The sequence below is a fragment of the Pilimelia anulata genome, assembly GCF_014647895.1.
GTDB classification, from domain to species: Bacteria; Actinomycetota; Actinomycetes; order Mycobacteriales; family Micromonosporaceae; genus Pilimelia; species Pilimelia anulata.
The window spans coordinates 815,201-830,310 of the sequence record NZ_BMQB01000001.1 but is presented as its reverse complement, the minus strand read 5'-3'; the positions used below and the strand labels follow the sequence as shown (position 1 = coordinate 830,310).

The 15,110-nt window shown below is 75.1% G+C and carries 13 protein-coding genes; 5 read left to right on the top strand and 8 right to left on the bottom strand.

The features are described from left to right. From IEY94_RS03685 to IEY94_RS03665, 5 genes are read right to left on the bottom strand one after another with little or no spacing between them, the layout of a single operon-like run. Entirely contained in the window at window positions 1–168 is a 168-nt protein-coding gene (locus tag IEY94_RS03685) for a CG2302 family histidine operon protein (protein ID WP_189168550.1), read from the bottom strand. Further along, the gene (gene hisB / locus IEY94_RS03680) at window positions 165–773 is read right to left on the bottom strand and encodes an imidazoleglycerol-phosphate dehydratase HisB (RefSeq protein WP_189168549.1); all 609 of its coding nucleotides are present in this window, start codon (window positions 771–773) and stop codon (window positions 165–167) included. The genes IEY94_RS03685 and hisB overlap by 4 nt, the downstream gene beginning before the upstream one ends. Then, window positions 770–1,843 carry a histidinol-phosphate transaminase gene (locus IEY94_RS03675; protein ID WP_189168548.1) on the bottom strand — a complete coding sequence of 358 codons (1,074 nt, stop codon included), beginning with the start codon at window positions 1,841–1,843 and terminating at the stop codon, window positions 770–772. Before IEY94_RS03675 ends, hisB begins: the two co-directional genes overlap by 4 nt. Continuing rightward, window positions 1,840–3,183 (bottom strand): histidinol dehydrogenase, encoded by a 1,344-nt coding sequence (gene hisD, locus IEY94_RS03670; RefSeq protein WP_229783324.1) that lies wholly within the window; start codon window positions 3,181–3,183, stop codon window positions 1,840–1,842. The genes IEY94_RS03675 and hisD overlap by 4 nt, the downstream gene beginning before the upstream one ends. A gap of 22 nt (window positions 3,184–3,205) precedes the next feature. Then, on the bottom strand, window positions 3,206–3,859 hold the full coding sequence (locus IEY94_RS03665; RefSeq protein ID WP_229783323.1) for an EcsC family protein: 654 nt from the start codon (window positions 3,857–3,859) through the stop codon (window positions 3,206–3,208). A 685-nt stretch (window positions 3,860–4,544) separates the two neighbouring features. Between IEY94_RS03665 and IEY94_RS03660 the strand changes: the two genes are divergently transcribed. Next, window positions 4,545–5,075 (top strand): RNA polymerase sigma factor, encoded by a 531-nt coding sequence (locus tag IEY94_RS03660; protein WP_189168547.1) that lies wholly within the window; start codon window positions 4,545–4,547, stop codon window positions 5,073–5,075. A gap of 134 nt (window positions 5,076–5,209) precedes the next feature. Beyond that, window positions 5,210–6,088, top strand: coding sequence for a hypothetical protein (locus IEY94_RS03655; protein WP_189168546.1), 879 nt, complete (start codon window positions 5,210–5,212; stop codon window positions 6,086–6,088). A gap of 136 nt (window positions 6,089–6,224) precedes the next feature. Here IEY94_RS03655 and IEY94_RS03650 read toward each other — a convergent pair whose 3' ends face one another. Beyond that, on the bottom strand, window positions 6,225–6,704 hold the full coding sequence (locus IEY94_RS03650) for a peptidase inhibitor family I36 protein (RefSeq protein WP_189168545.1): 480 nt from the start codon (window positions 6,702–6,704) through the stop codon (window positions 6,225–6,227). A gap of 283 nt (window positions 6,705–6,987) precedes the next feature. Here IEY94_RS03650 and hrpA point away from each other — a divergent pair, with 283 nt between their 5' ends. Next, entirely contained in the window at window positions 6,988–10,905 is a 3,918-nt protein-coding gene (gene hrpA / locus IEY94_RS03645; RefSeq protein ID WP_189168544.1) for an ATP-dependent RNA helicase HrpA, read from the top strand. Window positions 10,906–10,952: 47 nt separating this feature from the next. Here the strand turns inward: hrpA and IEY94_RS03640 are convergent, their stop codons facing one another. Next, entirely contained in the window at window positions 10,953–11,486 is a 534-nt protein-coding gene (locus IEY94_RS03640) for a hypothetical protein (protein WP_189168543.1), read from the bottom strand. A 353-nt stretch (window positions 11,487–11,839) separates the two neighbouring features. On the opposite strand from IEY94_RS03640, the gene IEY94_RS03635 reads away from it, so the two are divergent. Both IEY94_RS03635 and IEY94_RS03630 read left to right on the top strand, forming a co-directional pair. After that, window positions 11,840–12,829, top strand: a complete 990-nt coding sequence (locus IEY94_RS03635; protein WP_189168542.1) for a transporter substrate-binding domain-containing protein — start codon at window positions 11,840–11,842, stop codon at window positions 12,827–12,829. Next, complete coding sequence (locus IEY94_RS03630; RefSeq protein WP_189168541.1) at window positions 12,826–13,881, top strand: hypothetical protein; 1,056 nt, start codon at window positions 12,826–12,828, stop codon at window positions 13,879–13,881. Before IEY94_RS03635 ends, IEY94_RS03630 begins: the two co-directional genes overlap by 4 nt. 340 nt (window positions 13,882–14,221) lie before the next feature. Here IEY94_RS03630 and IEY94_RS03625 read toward each other — a convergent pair whose 3' ends face one another. Beyond that, entirely contained in the window at window positions 14,222–15,100 is an 879-nt protein-coding gene (locus IEY94_RS03625; protein ID WP_189168810.1) for a carbohydrate ABC transporter permease, read from the bottom strand. Between the last annotated feature and the right edge of the window lie 10 nt (window positions 15,101–15,110).

Sequence of the window (15,110 nt, the reverse complement as noted above, 5' to 3'; positions counted from 1 at the left end):
TCACGCCTCCGGGATCAGCCACAGAACGCCGCCGGCCAGCGCGGCCAGGGCGAGCACGCCGCACAGGGCGACGCTGAGGCCGGGCGCGCCCTGCCGGCGCAGCGACCACGCCCCGCCCACCAGCACCCCGGCCAGCGCCATCAGCGCCACGGGCAGCGCCGAGCTCACAGGGCGCCCTTGGTGGACGGCACGCCGGGGCTGCGCGGGTCCGGCTCGACCGCCGCGCGCAGGGCCCGGGCCAGCGCCTTGAACTGCGCCTCGACCACGTGGTGCGGCTCCGGCTGCACGCCCGGCCGCCCGGCCCGCAGGACGGACAGGTGCAGGGTGATCCGGGCGGCGTGGCCGAACGACTCGACGATGTGCCGGGTCATCGACGTCGGGTACGCGGCGCCGATGTACGGGGCCAGCACCGGCTCCTCGTGCACCACGTACGGGCGGCCGGACAGGTCGACCGCGCACTGCACCAGGACCTCGTCCATCGGCAGCAGCACGTGCCCGTACCGGCGGATGCCCGCCTTGTCCCCCAGCGCCGCGGCGAACGCCTCGCCCAGCGCGAGCGCCGTGTCCTCCATCGTGTGGTGGGCGTCGATCTCCAGGTCGCCGACGGTGCGCACGGTCAGGTCGATCAGCCCGTGCCGGGCGAGCTGGTGCAGCATGTGGTCGTAGAAGCCGACGCCGGTGCCGATGTCGGCCCGGCCGGTGCCGTCGAGGTCCAGCTCGACCAGCACCTTCGTCTCGTTGGTGACCCGCTCCACGCGGCCGGTACGGCTCATCCGATCTCCTCCATCGCCCCGAGGAAGGCGTCCGTCTCGGCCGGCGTGCCCGCGGTCACCCGCAGCCAGCCGGCGAGGCCGACGTCCCGGACCAGGACCCCGCGGTCGACCAGCGCCCGCCACACCGCCGCCTGGTCGCCGGGGACGCCGAACAGGACGAAGTTCGCGTCGCTGTCGGCGACCCGGTGGCCGCGGCGGCGCAGCGTGTCGACGATCCGGTCCCGCTGCTCCTTGATCGCCTCGACCGTACCCAGCAGGGCCCCGCGGTGCGCCAGCGCGGCCCGCGCGGCGGCCTGGGTGAGCGCGGACAGGTGGTACGGCAGCCGGACCAACTGGACGGCGTCCACGACCGCCGGGTCGGCGGCCAGGTAGCCCAGCCGGCCGCCGGCGAAGCCGAACGCCTTGCTCATCGTCCGGGTCACCACCAGCCGCGGGTTCCCGGGCAGCAGCTCCAGCGCGCTGCGGTAGCCGGGGCGGGCGAACTCGGCGTACGCCTCGTCCACCACCACCATCCCCGGCGCGACCTCGAGGATCGCGCCGAGCGTGGCCGGCGGCAGCGCGGTGCCGGTCGGGTTGTTCGGCGCGCAGACGAACACCAGGTCGGGCCGGTGCCGGCGGACCAGGTCGGCGGCGTACCCGGCGGGCAGCTCGAAGTCCGCGCCGCGGTCCGCGCCGACCCAGCCGGTGCCGGTGCCGAGCGCGAGCAGCGGGTGCATCGAGTACGCCGGCCCGAAGCCCAGCACCGTCCGCCCCGGCCCGCCGAACGCCTGGAGGAGCTGCTGCTGTACCTCGTTGGAGCCGTTCGCCGCCCACACGCCGGCGGCGGTCAGGCCGTGGCCGAGGTACCCGGCCAGGTCGGCGCGCAGCGCCGCCGCGTCCCGGTCGGGGTACCGGTTCAGGCCGCTCAGCTCGGCCCGCAGCGCCGCCGCGATGGCCTCGACCACCGGCGCCGGGACGGGGTACGAGTTCTCGTTGGTGTTCAGCCGCACCGCGGTGTCGAGCTGCGGCGCCCCGTACGGGCTGCGGCCGCGCAGGTCCTCGCGCAGCGGCAGGCCGGCCAGCGCGCTCATGCGCCGAACCGGGCCCGGACGGCCTGCCCGTGCGCCGGCAGGTCCTCGGCCTCGGCGAGCGCGACCACGTGGTCGGCGACGTCGGCCAGCGCGGCCTCGTCGTACTCGATCACGTGCACGCCGCGCAGGAACGACTGCACCGACAGCCCGGACGAGTGCCGGGCGCAGCCGCCGGTGGGCAGCACGTGGTTGCTGCCGGCGCAGTAGTCGCCCAGCGACACCGGCGCGTACGGCCCCACGAAGATCGCCCCGGCGCTGCGCACCCGCAGGGCGACCGCGCGCGCGTCGGCGGTCTGGATCTCCAGGTGCTCGGCGGCGTACGCGTCCACCACCGCCAGCCCGGCGTCCAGGTCGTCGACCAGTACCGTGCCGGACTGCGGACCGGACAGCGCCGTCGTCACCCGCTCGACGTGCTTGGTCGCCGCCACCCGCCGGGTCAGCGCGTCGTCCACGGCGTCGGCCAGCGCGGCGGACGCGGTGACCAGCACGCTCGCGGCCAGCGGGTCGTGCTCGGCCTGGCTGATCAGGTCCGCCGCGACGTGCTCGGGGTCGGCGGTGTCGTCGGCGAGGACCGCGATCTCCGTCGGCCCGGCCTCGGCGTCGATGCCGACGACGCCGCGCAGCAGCCGCTTCGCGGCGGTCACCCAGATGTTGCCCGGCCCGGTGATCACGTCCACCGGTTCGCACCGGTCGGCCGGGTCCGGGGTGCCGTCGGCGGCCGGGGCGCCGTCGCTGCCGTGGCCGAGCATGGCGACGGCCTGGGCGCCGCCGACCGCGTACACCTCGTCGACGCCGAGCAGCGCGCACGCGGCGAGCACCCGGGCGTCCGGCAGGCCGCCGTTCTCCGCCTGCGGCGGGCTCGCCACGACCAGCGACCGGACGCCGGCCTCCTGGGCGGGTACGACGTTCATGACCACGGTGGACGGGTAGACCGCGAGCCCGCCCGGCACGTACAGGCCGACCCGGTCCACCGGCAACCAGCGCTCGGTGACCGTGCCGCCCGGCACGACCCGGGTGGTGTGGTCGGTGCGGCGCTGCGCGCGGTGCACGGTACGGGTGCGCTTGATCGACTCGTCCAGCGCCGCCCGGACGGCCGGGTCCAGCGCCGCGGCCGCGGCGGCGAGCGCGTCGGCGGGCACCCGCAGCCGGCGCAGGGTCACCCCGTCGAACCGCTGGGTGGCCTCGCGGATCGCGGTGAAACCATGCTGCCGTACCCCGTCGACCAGGGGCCGGATCCGCTCGACGGCCTCGGAGACGTCGAGCCGGGCGCGCGGGAGCACCGCGCGCGGGTCGGTGGCACTGCCGCGCAGGTCGATCCGGCGCAGCTCGATGCGGTTCAGCACACCGTGGAGTCTAAGCCCGTCAGCCGGCCCCGCCCGGGCCGGGCAGGGCGGCCGGGCCGGGGCGCCGGAAGTGCAGCGTGGCCCGCCGGGCCAGATCGGTCGTCGCCGCCGAATTCGCCCAGGTACCGAGGATCACGCCCGCGAACGGGACCACCTTGGCGAACATCCGCTTCGCCGCGCGCAGCCCGGCCATCCTCGCCAGCGCCACGCCGACCCGCACCGCGGCGCCGGCCGCCGACCCGCCGCCGGCCCGGGCGAGCGCCGCGCCGGCCCGCTCCCGCCCGGCGGCCACGGCGAGCGCGGACCGGGCGTGCTGGGCGATCGCGTGCACCTTCTGCAGGACGAGCAGGTCGGTGGCCCGGTCCGGGTGGGTCGGGTCGTGGCCGTGCGCGGCGGCCAGGTGCAGGACCAGCCGGGCCTGCGTCCAGGCCAGCACGCCGACGTCGAGGACCGCGCCGGGCAGCCCGGTCGCGCCGGAGACGGCGCCGGAGAGCCGGGCGTGGTTGGTGAACCGCTGGATCGCCCACTGCGCCAGGGCGTCCGGGGTCGCGGCGGGGTACTGCCGGCGGGACTCGGCGGCCCAGCGGGCGGCCTGCGGGCCGAGGCGGCGGACGGCGGCGAGGGCGAGGTGCTCGGGCGCGTACTGCGGGTCGTCCCGCATCTGCTGCCACAGCCCGGCCGGCGGCCCGTCCCCGGCGTCCCCCTCGGGCGCGGCGGGCGCCCCCGCGGGCGAGGGTGGAGCGGCGGGTGCTCCGGCGGACGGCGGCGGGGCGGCCGCGGCGGGAGGGGGCGGGGCGGCCGCGGCCGGGGGCGGCGGCGTGGCCCACTGCGGGTCCGGCGCGGGGGGCGGCGGGTGCTGTCCCGGCGCGGTCCGCTGCCGCGCGGAGTGCTGGGGCGTGGGGGCCGGGGCGGGCGGCAGCACCTCGGTGGGGGCCGGGGTGGGCGGCGGCTGCGCCCCGGCTGCCCCCGGCGTCCGGGGCAGGGCCTCGGTGGCGGCCGGGGTCGGTGCCGGCGGCAGGACCTCGGTGGCCGGTTCGCGGGTGTGCGGGATCGGCCGGGTCGGGGCCTCCGCGGTCGGGTACGCCCGGGTCGCCTCCGCGTACGGGTCCGTGGGCTCGTCCACCGGCGTCTCCTCTCGGTCACCGTCGCCCGGCCGACCGGCGCCGCCTCCCGGCCGCCCGGCCACGCTACGGGTCGTCACCGGCAAAGCCTGCCATACCAACGCCACCTCCGACGTTCCGCCGCCGGTCGACTACGATGAGTATCAATTCCTGGCATGGGTTTCGGCTCCCCGAACTTTTTCATCCGTACGTGTGACACATCCGCGGGGTGCCGGACACCTATTACGTGGAGGGCAAATGGAGCAGCGGTTCACGTCGATGTACCGAGAGTGCTACGCCGACGTAAGCCGCTTTGTCCGCCGACGGGCGACTGATGTCGATGTCGCCGAGGTGGTGTCGCAGGTGTTCCTCACCGCGTGGCGCCGCTTCGACGACGTCCCGGAGGAGGCACCACTGCCCTGGCTGTACGCGGTCGCAAGCCGCGTTCTGGCCAACGAGCTGCGCGGCCGGCAGCGGGCACGGAGATTGACCCAGCGGGTCGTCGCCGTCGCGCCGCCGGACCAGCAACCCGACCATTCCGGTCAGGTCGTCAACGAGGTGGCGTTGCGGGCCGCCTTCGACGAGCTGTCGGAGCGGGATCAGGAGATCCTTCGCCTGATCGCGTGGGAGGGGCTCACCGCGGCGGAAGCCGCGGTGGTCCTGGGTTGCGGCCGCACTGCAGTGGCGATGCGGGTACGACGACTGCGCCGCCGGTTCCACCACTTGCGTGTGTCGAGCGGCGTCCCCTCCGCTGACACACCGACTGAGTACGCCGGGAGGAAACCGTGAGCCGAATCATCCGTGAGCTACGCGAGATGTGGCGGCCGTTGGACCCGGCGCTCGACTGCAGTCTGCCCGACCCCGGGGTGCGGGAGGCGGAGTTGCGCCGGATTCTCGGCGCGCCACTGGACGGTGCGCTTCCAGTGGATCCGCCGCCCCGGGTCGGGCGGCTGCGGCGGACGGTCTTCGCCGCCGCGGGAGCGGTGGCGGCCGGCGGCGTCCTCGTCGTCGCCAACCCGGCGCAGGGCCCGGCGTTCGCCGCGACGCCCGCGCCGCTGACCGGCCTGCAGAACTCCTCGACCCCGGCCGCGGCGGAGCTGCGGGCGATCCTCGCCCGGACCACCGCGATGGCGCCGGAGCGCCGCCGGGACATCGACTGGATGCGGCTGCAGAGCTGGTCCCTCAACTCCGAGATCAGCAAGAGCGTCACCTCGGCCGTGGTGCCGGAGGAGACGGAGATCGAGCGCCGCGGCGACGGCTCCGCCACGATCACCATCCGGCTCGGCGAGCCGGTGGCCGAGCGGGGCGGCATCCGCGACCGGGTGGAGACCTGGTGGAAGCTGCGCGACGAGCAGCCGCGGACCGAGTCGTTCGGCGCCGGCGGCTACCCGAGCGCCTGGCCGGTCAACGAGCGCCCGCCGACGAACCCGGCCACGCTGCGCAACTGGCTGCTGTACGGCAGCAAGCCCGCCGACGAGGCCGAGGTGCTGCGCGCGGTCAACGACCTCTCGCACGAGCGGACGCTGCGCCGCGACGAGCGGGCCGCGCTGCTGACCGTGCTGACCGACCTGAAGAACCTCCGCTACGCCGGCCGGGTCACCGACCGCGCGGAGCGGGCGGGCGAGGCGTTCACCCTGGACTCGGCGGCGTTCGGCCTGCCGATCCGGTACACGCTGGTGCTGGACAGCGCCACCGGCGCCGTGCTCAGCATGGAGGAGCTGCTGACCGGCGACGCCCCCGGCCTGAACGTGAAGGCGCCCGCGGTCATCAAGTACACGACGTTCACTCCCGTCGCGCCGTAGCGCGGCGACCGAAGCTGGCGGTCCCACCCCCCAGCTCGCGTACAGAGACCGCCGGTCGGTAGCGGGTCCCCAAACGCCCCGACCGGCGGTCTCTGTCGTGCATCCCGACGTTCGTCCACCCCCGTCGTGGGGTCGGTCAGCCGAAGACCTTCTCGGCCTTGTTGCCGACCTGGCGGCCGTTGGCCACCTTGTCGTTCGGGTTGATGTCGTGGATGGCGTTGCCGGTCAGGATCAGTCCGCCCGGGTCGCGCTGCCGGTTCGCCCACGAGCCGACGTTGTTGCGCAGGCCCAGGCTGTCCAGCTCGACCGGGGTGTCGTCCTGGACCTTGGCCATCCGGCCGTTGAAGTTCGGCGTGTCCCAGATGCACAGCCAGTCCTTCGGGCAGTCCTCGAAGGCGGTGGGCTCGGCCCGGCCGGTCGCGACGAACCCGGTGGTGCCGCGGCCGTCGGCGGCCTCGCCCGGCGTCCGGTAGCAGCGGATGTCCCGCGGCGAGTGGACGTCGCACACGCGGGCCTCTCCCCAGCCCTGGCTGAGGTCGATACGCTTGCCCTCGAAGGTCGCCAGGACCTTCTCTGCTGCCGGGACCCCGGCCGGGCGGGTTTGCGGCTCGTCCATGGGTGCCGCGGATGCCGTGTTCGCAGCGCACAGTGACGCCAGAAGACCCACCGTAGCTCCGATGACCACTCGGCGACCGCTCATGTCATTGCCTCCCCATTGCTGTCGAGCGCGCACGCGTTCAGGCTAGGGGGGTCACTCAGTGAAGCGACATCGGTCAATAAGACGAGATCACGTCGGGCTAATGCCCATATCGGGGATAGATCAGCTTTGCTGGTCGGCCGACCGGATGGTGCCCGGCGCCGGAAAATCCGCTTCCGGTCCTCGCTAGGCTAATCCCGCCATGCCGATCACCTCTGCCACGCTCGCCGCCCGGCTCGACGAGCTGAGCCTGCGCGAAGCGCACCGCCTCCGCGACAAGCTGCGCCGGGCCGACCGCGAGCGCGACCCGCAGCGCCGGGCCGCCGCGCTCGCCGATCTCGCCGCCCGGATCGACGCCGACGCCGCCCGGGTCGCCGCGCGGCGCGCCGCCGTACCCCCGATCACGTTGCCCGAGGCGCTGCCGGTCAGTCAACGGGCGGACGAGATAGGCAAGGCCATCGCCGCGCACCGGGTGGTGGTCGTGGCCGGCGAGACCGGCTCGGGCAAGACCACCCAGTTGCCGAAGATCTGCCTGGGGCTGGGCCGCGGGGTGCGCGGACTGATCGGGCACACCCAGCCGCGCCGGATCGCCGCCCGCAGCGTCGCCGACCGGATCGCCGAGGAGTTGGGCACGCGGCTCGGCGGGATCGTCGGCTACCAGGTGCGGTTCAGCGAGACCGTCGGCGGCGACACGATGGTCAAGCTGATGACCGACGGCATCCTGCTGGCCGAGATCCAGCGGGACCGGTCGCTGCGCCGGTACGACACGCTGATCATCGACGAGGCGCACGAGCGCAGCCTGAACATCGACTTCCTGCTGGGGTACCTGACCCGGCTGCTCCCCCGCCGCCCCGACCTCAAGCTCGTGATCACCTCGGCGACGATCGACCCGCAGCGGTTCGCCGACCACTTCGCGGCGGCGATCGGCGAGCCGGTCCCGGTGATCGAGGTGTCCGGGCGGACGTACCCGGTGGAGGTGCGGTACCGGCCCCTGGTCGACGACACCCCCGACGGCGACGCCGAGCCGCGCGACCAGGTCACCGGCATCCGGGACGCGGTGACCGAGCTGTGGACCGAGGGCTCCGGCGACATCCTGGTCTTCTGCTCGGGCGAGCGGGAGATCCGGGACGCCGCCGACGCGCTGCACCGGATGAACCTGCCGGCCACCGAGGTGCTGCCGCTGTTCGCCCGGCTGTCGATCGCCGAGCAGCACCGGGTGTTCGCCCCGCACGGCGGCCGGCGGATCGTGCTGGCCACCAACGTCGCCGAGACGTCGCTGACCGTGCCGGGCATCCGGTACGTGGTCGACCCCGGCACGGCCCGGATCTCCCGGTACAGCCACCGGCTCAAGGTGCAGCGGCTGCCCATCGAGCCGGTCTCCCGGGCCTCGGCCGACCAGCGCAAGGGCCGCTGCGGCCGGGTCGCGGCCGGGGTGGCGATCCGGCTGTACGCGGAGGAGGACTTCGCCGCCCGCCCGGCCTTCACCGACCCGGAGATCCTGCGCACCAACCTGGCCTCGGTCATCCTGCGGATGGCCGCGCTGGGACTGGGCGAGGTGGCCGACTTCCCGTTCGTGGAGCCGCCGGACCGGCGGCAGATCACCGACGGCGTCCGGCTGCTGGAGGAGCTGGGCGCGCTGGACCCGGCGGCGGCCGACCCGGCCACGCGGCTCACCCCGCTGGGCCGCAAGCTGGCCGCGCTGCCGGTGGACCCGCGGCTGGGCCGGATGGTGCTGGAGGCCGAGCGGCTCGGCTGCGTCGACGAGGTCATGGTGATCACCGCGGCGCTGTCCATCCAGGACCCGCGCGAGCGCCCCACCGACCACCAGCAGGCGGCCGACACGAAGCACGCCCGGTTCCGGGACAAGGAGTCGGACTTCGCCGGCCTGCTCAACCTCTGGCGGTACGTGCAGGAGCAGCAGCGGGAGCTGTCGTCCAGCGCGTTCCGCCGGATGTGCCGCACCGACTTCCTCAACTACCTGCGCGTGCGCGAGTGGCAGGACCTGTACCAGCAGCTCCGCCAGGTCGGCCGGGAGATCGGCGTGCACCGCAACACGACGCCGGCCGACGAGCGGGCGGTGCACACCGCGCTGCTGGCCGGGCTGCTGTCCCACCTGGGCCTGTACGACCAGGAGAAGCGGGAGTACGTGGGCGCGCGCGGGGCGCGGTTCGCGCTGTTCCCCGGCTCGGCGCTGTTCAAGAAGAACCCGCGCTGGGTGATGGCCGCCGAGCTGGTCGAGACGTCCCGGCTGTGGGGGCGGATGGCCGCCCGGATCGAGCCGGAGTGGGTCGAGCCGCTGGCCGGGCACCTGGTGAAGCGGCAGTACAGCGAGCCGCACTGGTCCAGCACGCAGGCCGCGGCGCTGGCGTACGAGAAGGTCACGCTGTACGGGCTGCCGATCGTGGCCAAGCGCCGGGTGCAGCTCTCCCGGATCGACGCGCCGCTGGCTCGGGAACTGTTCCTGCGGCACGCGTTGGTCGAGGGCGACTGGCCGTCCCGGCACGCGTTCGTGGCGCACAACGCCGCCCTGCGCGCCGAGGTGGAGGAGCTGGAGCACCGGGCCCGGCGGCGGGACATCGTCGTGGACGACGACGCGCTGTACGCCTTCTACGACGCCCGGGTGCCGGCCGATGTGACGTCCGGCCGGCACTTCGACGCCTGGTGGAAGAAGGAGCGGCACGACCGCCCCGAGCTGCTGAACCTGACCCGGGAGATCCTCACCAACCCGGACCGCGGCGGGGTGAGCGAGCGGGACTACCCGCCGACCTGGGCGTACGGCGAGCACGCGCTGCCGCTGGCGTACCAGTTCGAGCCCGGCGCCGCCGCCGACGGCGTGACGGTGGCGGTGCCGCTGGCGCTGCTGCCGGAGCTGGACCCGAAGCCGTTCACCTGGCAGGTGCCGGGGCTGCGCCGGGACCTGATCGCCGCGCTGCTGCGCTCGCTGCCCAAGCCGACCCGCCGGCACTTCGTCCCGGTGCCGGACTACGCCGCGGCCCTGGCCGCCGAGCTGGCGCCCGGCGCGGACGCGCTGCTGCCGGCGCTGGAGCGGGCCCTGCGCGGGTACACCGGCGTGGTCGTGGCCCGGCACGAGTGGGACCCGGCGAAGGTGCCGGAGCACCTGCGGATGACGTTCCGGGTGGTCGACGGCGACGGGGCGGCGCTGGCCGAGGGCAAGGACCTGCCGGCGCTGGTGGAGAAGCTGCGGCCGACCGTGCGGGAGACGCTGGCCGCCACCGACGAGCTGACCCGCACCGGCGCGACCGCGTGGGACTTCGGCGAGCTGCCGCGGACCGTGCCGCGCCGGGCCGGCGGGATCAGCCTGACCGGGTACCCGACGCTGGTCGACGAGGGCACCTCGGTCGGGGTGACCGTGGTGGAGAGCCCGGCGGCGCAGCAGCAGCGGATGTGGGCCGGCACCCGCCGGCTGCTCCTGCTCACCGCGCCGCCCCCCTACAGGTCGGTGCAGGGGCGGCTGAGCAACGCCGAGAAGCTGGGCCTGTCCCGCAACCCGCACGGCGGGGTGCCGGCGCTGCTCGACGACTGCGCCCGGGCGGCCGTGGACGGCCTGCTCGCCGCGCACGGCGGCCCGGCCTGGGACGCGGCCGGGTTCGCCGCGCTGCGCGAGCGGGTGCGGGCCGAGCTGCCCGACCGGCTGTACGACGTGGTCCGGGCGGTCGGCGGGATTCTCGGCCGGGCGTACGGCATCGAGAAGCGGCTGGCCGGTACCGCCAACCCGCTGCTGATCCCGGCGTTCACCGACATCCGGGCGCAGGTGCACGGGCTGGTGTACCGCGGGTTCGTGGTGATCACCGGTGCCGCCCGGCTCGGCGACCTGGACCGGTACCTGCACGCCATCGAGCTGCGGCTCGACCGGGTGCCGGCGAACCCGCACCGGGACCGGGAGCTGATGGCGCAGGTGCACGAGGCGCAGCGCGAGTACAAGCAGCTCTACGACGACCTGCGCGGCGGCGGGGCCCGGGCGGGCGCGCTGGCCGGCATCCGGTGGATGCTGGAGGAGCTGCGGGTGAGCCTGTTCACGCCCGCGCTGGGCACCGCGTATCCGATCTCGCTGGTCCGGATTCAGCGGGCCATCGACGACCTCGCCGACGCCGGCCGGTAGCGCGCGGCGCGCGGGCCGGCGGCCGGCCCGCGCGCCGCGCGCGGGAATCAGCAGGTGAGCGTGCGCATCATCGTGTTGATGTTCTGCCACGAATTGCAGCCCTGGCCGGTGTGGCCATGCCAGTTGTGGCCGAACTCGTGCGCGGCGAGCAGCGCGAGATCACGCACCCGGGTGGAGATCGAGATGCGCTGGCCCGCGCCCCAGTTGCAGCCGACGACACGGTCACCGCCGCAGCCCTGGATGTATCCACCGACGCACGTCACCGGTGTCCCGCGCCCCTCGCTGGCGCTGCCCCACCAGTTGGCGCCGCGGCGAATCGCGTCGGCGAAGTTGTTGCAGGAGGGGGTGAGGTAGTACGACCACGGGGGCGGGGCCACGGCCGTCGTGCCCGGTGCCGGCTTCTCGACCTCGCCGAGCGGATCGCCGTTGACGCCGGTCAGTGCCCCGTCCGGCGTCCCGACGGCGACGATGGCGGCGGTCGGGCGGGCGTCGTCGGCCTCCGCGGCGCCGGCCGGTGCGGCGGACAGGAGCAGGGTGAGCCCGGTGAGCGCACCGATGAGGGTGCGCGTGAGTGTGGACATGCAGGATCTCCTCGCGGGGTGGGCGGCATCCGCCCGCGCCGGACGGACGCCGTGGGGGTGGGGTGGGCTGCGCGTCCGTGGGTGCCCCCTGCGTACAGGGGCGGCCGGCACCGCGTTCGGGTCCGGCCCGGAGGGGCGGGGTGCGATACATCCGCGGACCCGAACGCTGTCCTGCAGCCTGCCCGAAGCCCCGGCCCGGCGACCACCGCCGGATGTAGGAAGCCGCGCGGCCCTCGCGCGTCAAACGTCGGACGACACGCCACCGTGCCGCCGCGATCCGGCGGCGGGTCGGGTCCGCCGGATCGGCGCGCGCATGGCACAGTCGGGGACGACGTACGGGGTGGAGGTGGACGATGCTGCGCGAGTGGACGGGGCGGCTCGGGGCGCTCGGCCGGCGGCAGCTCATGGCGGTCGGCGCGGCGTTCGCGTCGCTGCTGCTGATCGCCGGCGTGGGCGGCTTCGCGCTGGTCCGGGAGGCGGCCGACGACACCGTGGACGCGTACCTGGCCAAGGCCGGGCTGACCGGCAAGCGGGAGCTGCGGATCGGTGTGTTCACCGACGAGCCGCTGATGGCGCTGCGCGACCCGGCGAAGCCGAGCAGCTCGCTGATCAGCGACTACACCGGCTTCGACATCGAGCTGGCCCGGCAGCTCGGCCGGTACCTGGGCTTCGACGAGGCCAACCTGATCATGGTGCCGACCGAGGTGCAGAACCGGGCCCAGGACCTCAGCGAGGGCCGGGTCGACGTGATCATCGCCAGCTACTCGATGACCAAGGAGCGGGAGAGCGAGGTCGACTTCGCCGGCCCGTACCTGATGACCAAGCCCGAGGTGCTCATGCGCGCCGACCGGGCGCCCGCCCGGCTCACCCTGCGCGAGCTGGGCGCGATGAGCGCCAAGGTGTGCACCACCGGCAGCTCCACGTCGGAGAACGCGCTGCGGGCCAACGGCATCGCCGGCTTCGACGGGGTGGCCCGGGCCACCGACTGCGTCAACGGGCTGCGCAGCGGCCGGTACGACGCGTTCATGCTGGACAAGACCGTGCTGTACGGCTTCCAGCAGAAGTACCCCGAGCTGCGGATCGTGGACCTGGTGTTCGGCCAGTCCGAGTCGTACGCCATCGCGGTCGCCGACGGCAACGAGCCGCTGCGGGTACTGGTCGGCAACTTCCTGTACGACAGCTACCAGCGCGGCGAGCAGGGCGCGTGGGCGCAGGCGTGGCGGGCCAGCTTCGCCGCCGTGGTCAAGGAGCGGGCCCGCCAGCCCCGCCCGCGGGACGTGGCCGTCCAGCTCAGCGACTACAACGACCGGTACGAGGACGAGCGGTCGGCCGGCGGCCGGTGACCACCGAGCGCGACCTCGCCGCCGCGGCGGCCGCCCGCGCGCGCGTCGACCAGCAGGCACTCTGGAGCGTCGCGGTCGGCTTCCCGGCGCTGGTGTCGGTGCTGCGGCTGTGGGTGGAGGCCGGCGGCGACCTGCAGACGACGCTGCTGCTGGTCGCCAACGTCGGCTCGATCAACCTGGTCGCCGCGCTGGTGGTCACCGCCGCGTGGCTGGCCGCCGCCGTCCTGATCGCGATGTTCGCCGTCGGCCAGCTCACCCTGCCCGGCCTGGACGACGGGCCGCGCCGCCCGTGGCGGATGCGGTTCGCCCGGGTCGCCGCGGGCACGCCCACGCCGCTGAAGGTCGTGGTGTTCGCGTTCGCCGCGCTGACCTGGCAGTTGCTGTACCTGCCGGTGCTGCTGTTCGCGGCCGCGGTGGTGTTCGGGCCGGCGCACTGGCGGTGGCGGCAGTGGGCGGCCCTCGGCGTCGGCTACGCCCTCGTCGCCGCGGTGCCGCTGGTCGACGCGGTCGCCGCGGGCGAGCCGCTGCCGGCGCTGCTGCTGGTGGCGCCGGCGGTGCTGATCGCCGCCGGTGCGGCCCGGCCGGTGCCGGCCCCGCTCGCCCCGCTGTTCTCCCGGCTCGCCCAGGCCGCGACCGCGGTGCTGGTGGGGCTGGCGGCCGTACCGGTGATCACCGCCGGCTCGGTGCTGCCGCTGTCGGTGCTGGCCGTGGACCCCGCCCCCGGCACGACCCCGCCGCCGGGCGGGCCGGCGGTGGTGCCGCGGATCGTCCGCGGGCACGTGGTCGAGGTCAACGACGCGACGACGGCGCTGCTGCACGAGCACGGCGGGGTCGAGTTCATCCCGAACGGCGCGATCCTGCGCCGGGTGCTCTGCCCGGACGCGAGCCAGACGCCGCGGTACCGGCTGTGGGCGTACGGCATCCACCTGGAGGACTCCGTGCTCCAGGGCCTCGGCCGCGCCCGCCGGCCGAGCCGCGAGGTCGACCCGGCCTGCCGCGCCGGCCAGGCCGCGCCCGGTGACGCCGGCGGCACACCGGAGAATCGCTCCTGATCCCGGAAAGAACCGCGCGTGATCCCGGAAAAAATCGTGCGTGATTCCCCGGAATCGGGGGAACCGGTCGCGGTTCGGGCCCGTCGGAGTGGGCAGAGCGGGCGCGCGGCGTAGCGAGGTACCGGACGCGCCCGCCGGGCGGCGGTGGCTGACCGGTCGGGAGGGTGGCCCGACGGTCAGTACAGCCCCGGCGCCTCCGCGAGTCCGGGGTGGGCGAGGTGGTTCGGGTCGCCTCGCCCGCCCCGGGTCCGTCCCGGCGGCAACCGGTGACGGCGCGGGTCGTGTACGGCCCCGGGTCGATCGGCCGGTCCCGTCGACGGCCCGGGGGCGGCGACCCCGCTCAGCGGCCGCCGTGGGTCGGCCCGGCCAGCGCGCCGCGCAGGATCCGCCACTGGACCGCGACGGCGACGGCGGTGAGGCCGAACACGACGAGGGTGGCCGCGGCGGCCACGCCGTGCTGGAGGTACTCGAAGCCGGTCCGGTAGACGAACAGCGACAGGTACGTCGTCGCGTACTGCGGCGGCCCGCCGTCGGTGACCACCAGCGCCGGGACGAACGACAGGTGGAAGCTCGCCACCGTGTCCCGCAGCGCGAGCAGCGCCAGCACCGGCGCGATCAGCGGCAGCGTCACCCGGCGGAACACCTGCCACGCCCCGGCGCCCTCGGCGGCCGCCAGGTCGTACAGCTCGGCCGGCAGCACCCGCCGGGCCGCGATCAGCAGGACCAGCAGCTCGCCGATCGTGAACACGCTCATGATGACGATCGCCGCCCGGGCCGGGGTGGGCATCGTCAGCCAGCGCGGCGGCAGGTCGCCCCACGCGGTGAGCCCGCCGGTGCCGCCGACGGTGAGCAGCGCGTTGATCGGCCCCGCCAGCGGGTTGAACAGCCACAGCCAGAGCAGCCCGTACGCGACCTCGGGGATCGCCGTGGGCAGCAGTGCCACCGTCCGCGCGGCACCGACCCGGCGGCCCGGCCGGTGCAGGAGCATGGCCAGGCCGAGGGCGAGCGCCAGCCGTGCCGGCACGGCGATCGCGGCGAACACGGCCGAGTTGGTCAGCGCCATCCGGAACGCCCGGTCGCCGGCCAGGAGGCGCAGGTTGGCGGCGCCGACCCACCGGGGCGGCGTGATCGCGTCCCACGAGGTGAACGCGAGCGCCAGGGTCACCCCGGCGGGCAGCAGGACGAGCAGGGCGAGGCCGGCGGCGTACGGGGTGAGCAGGGCGGCGACC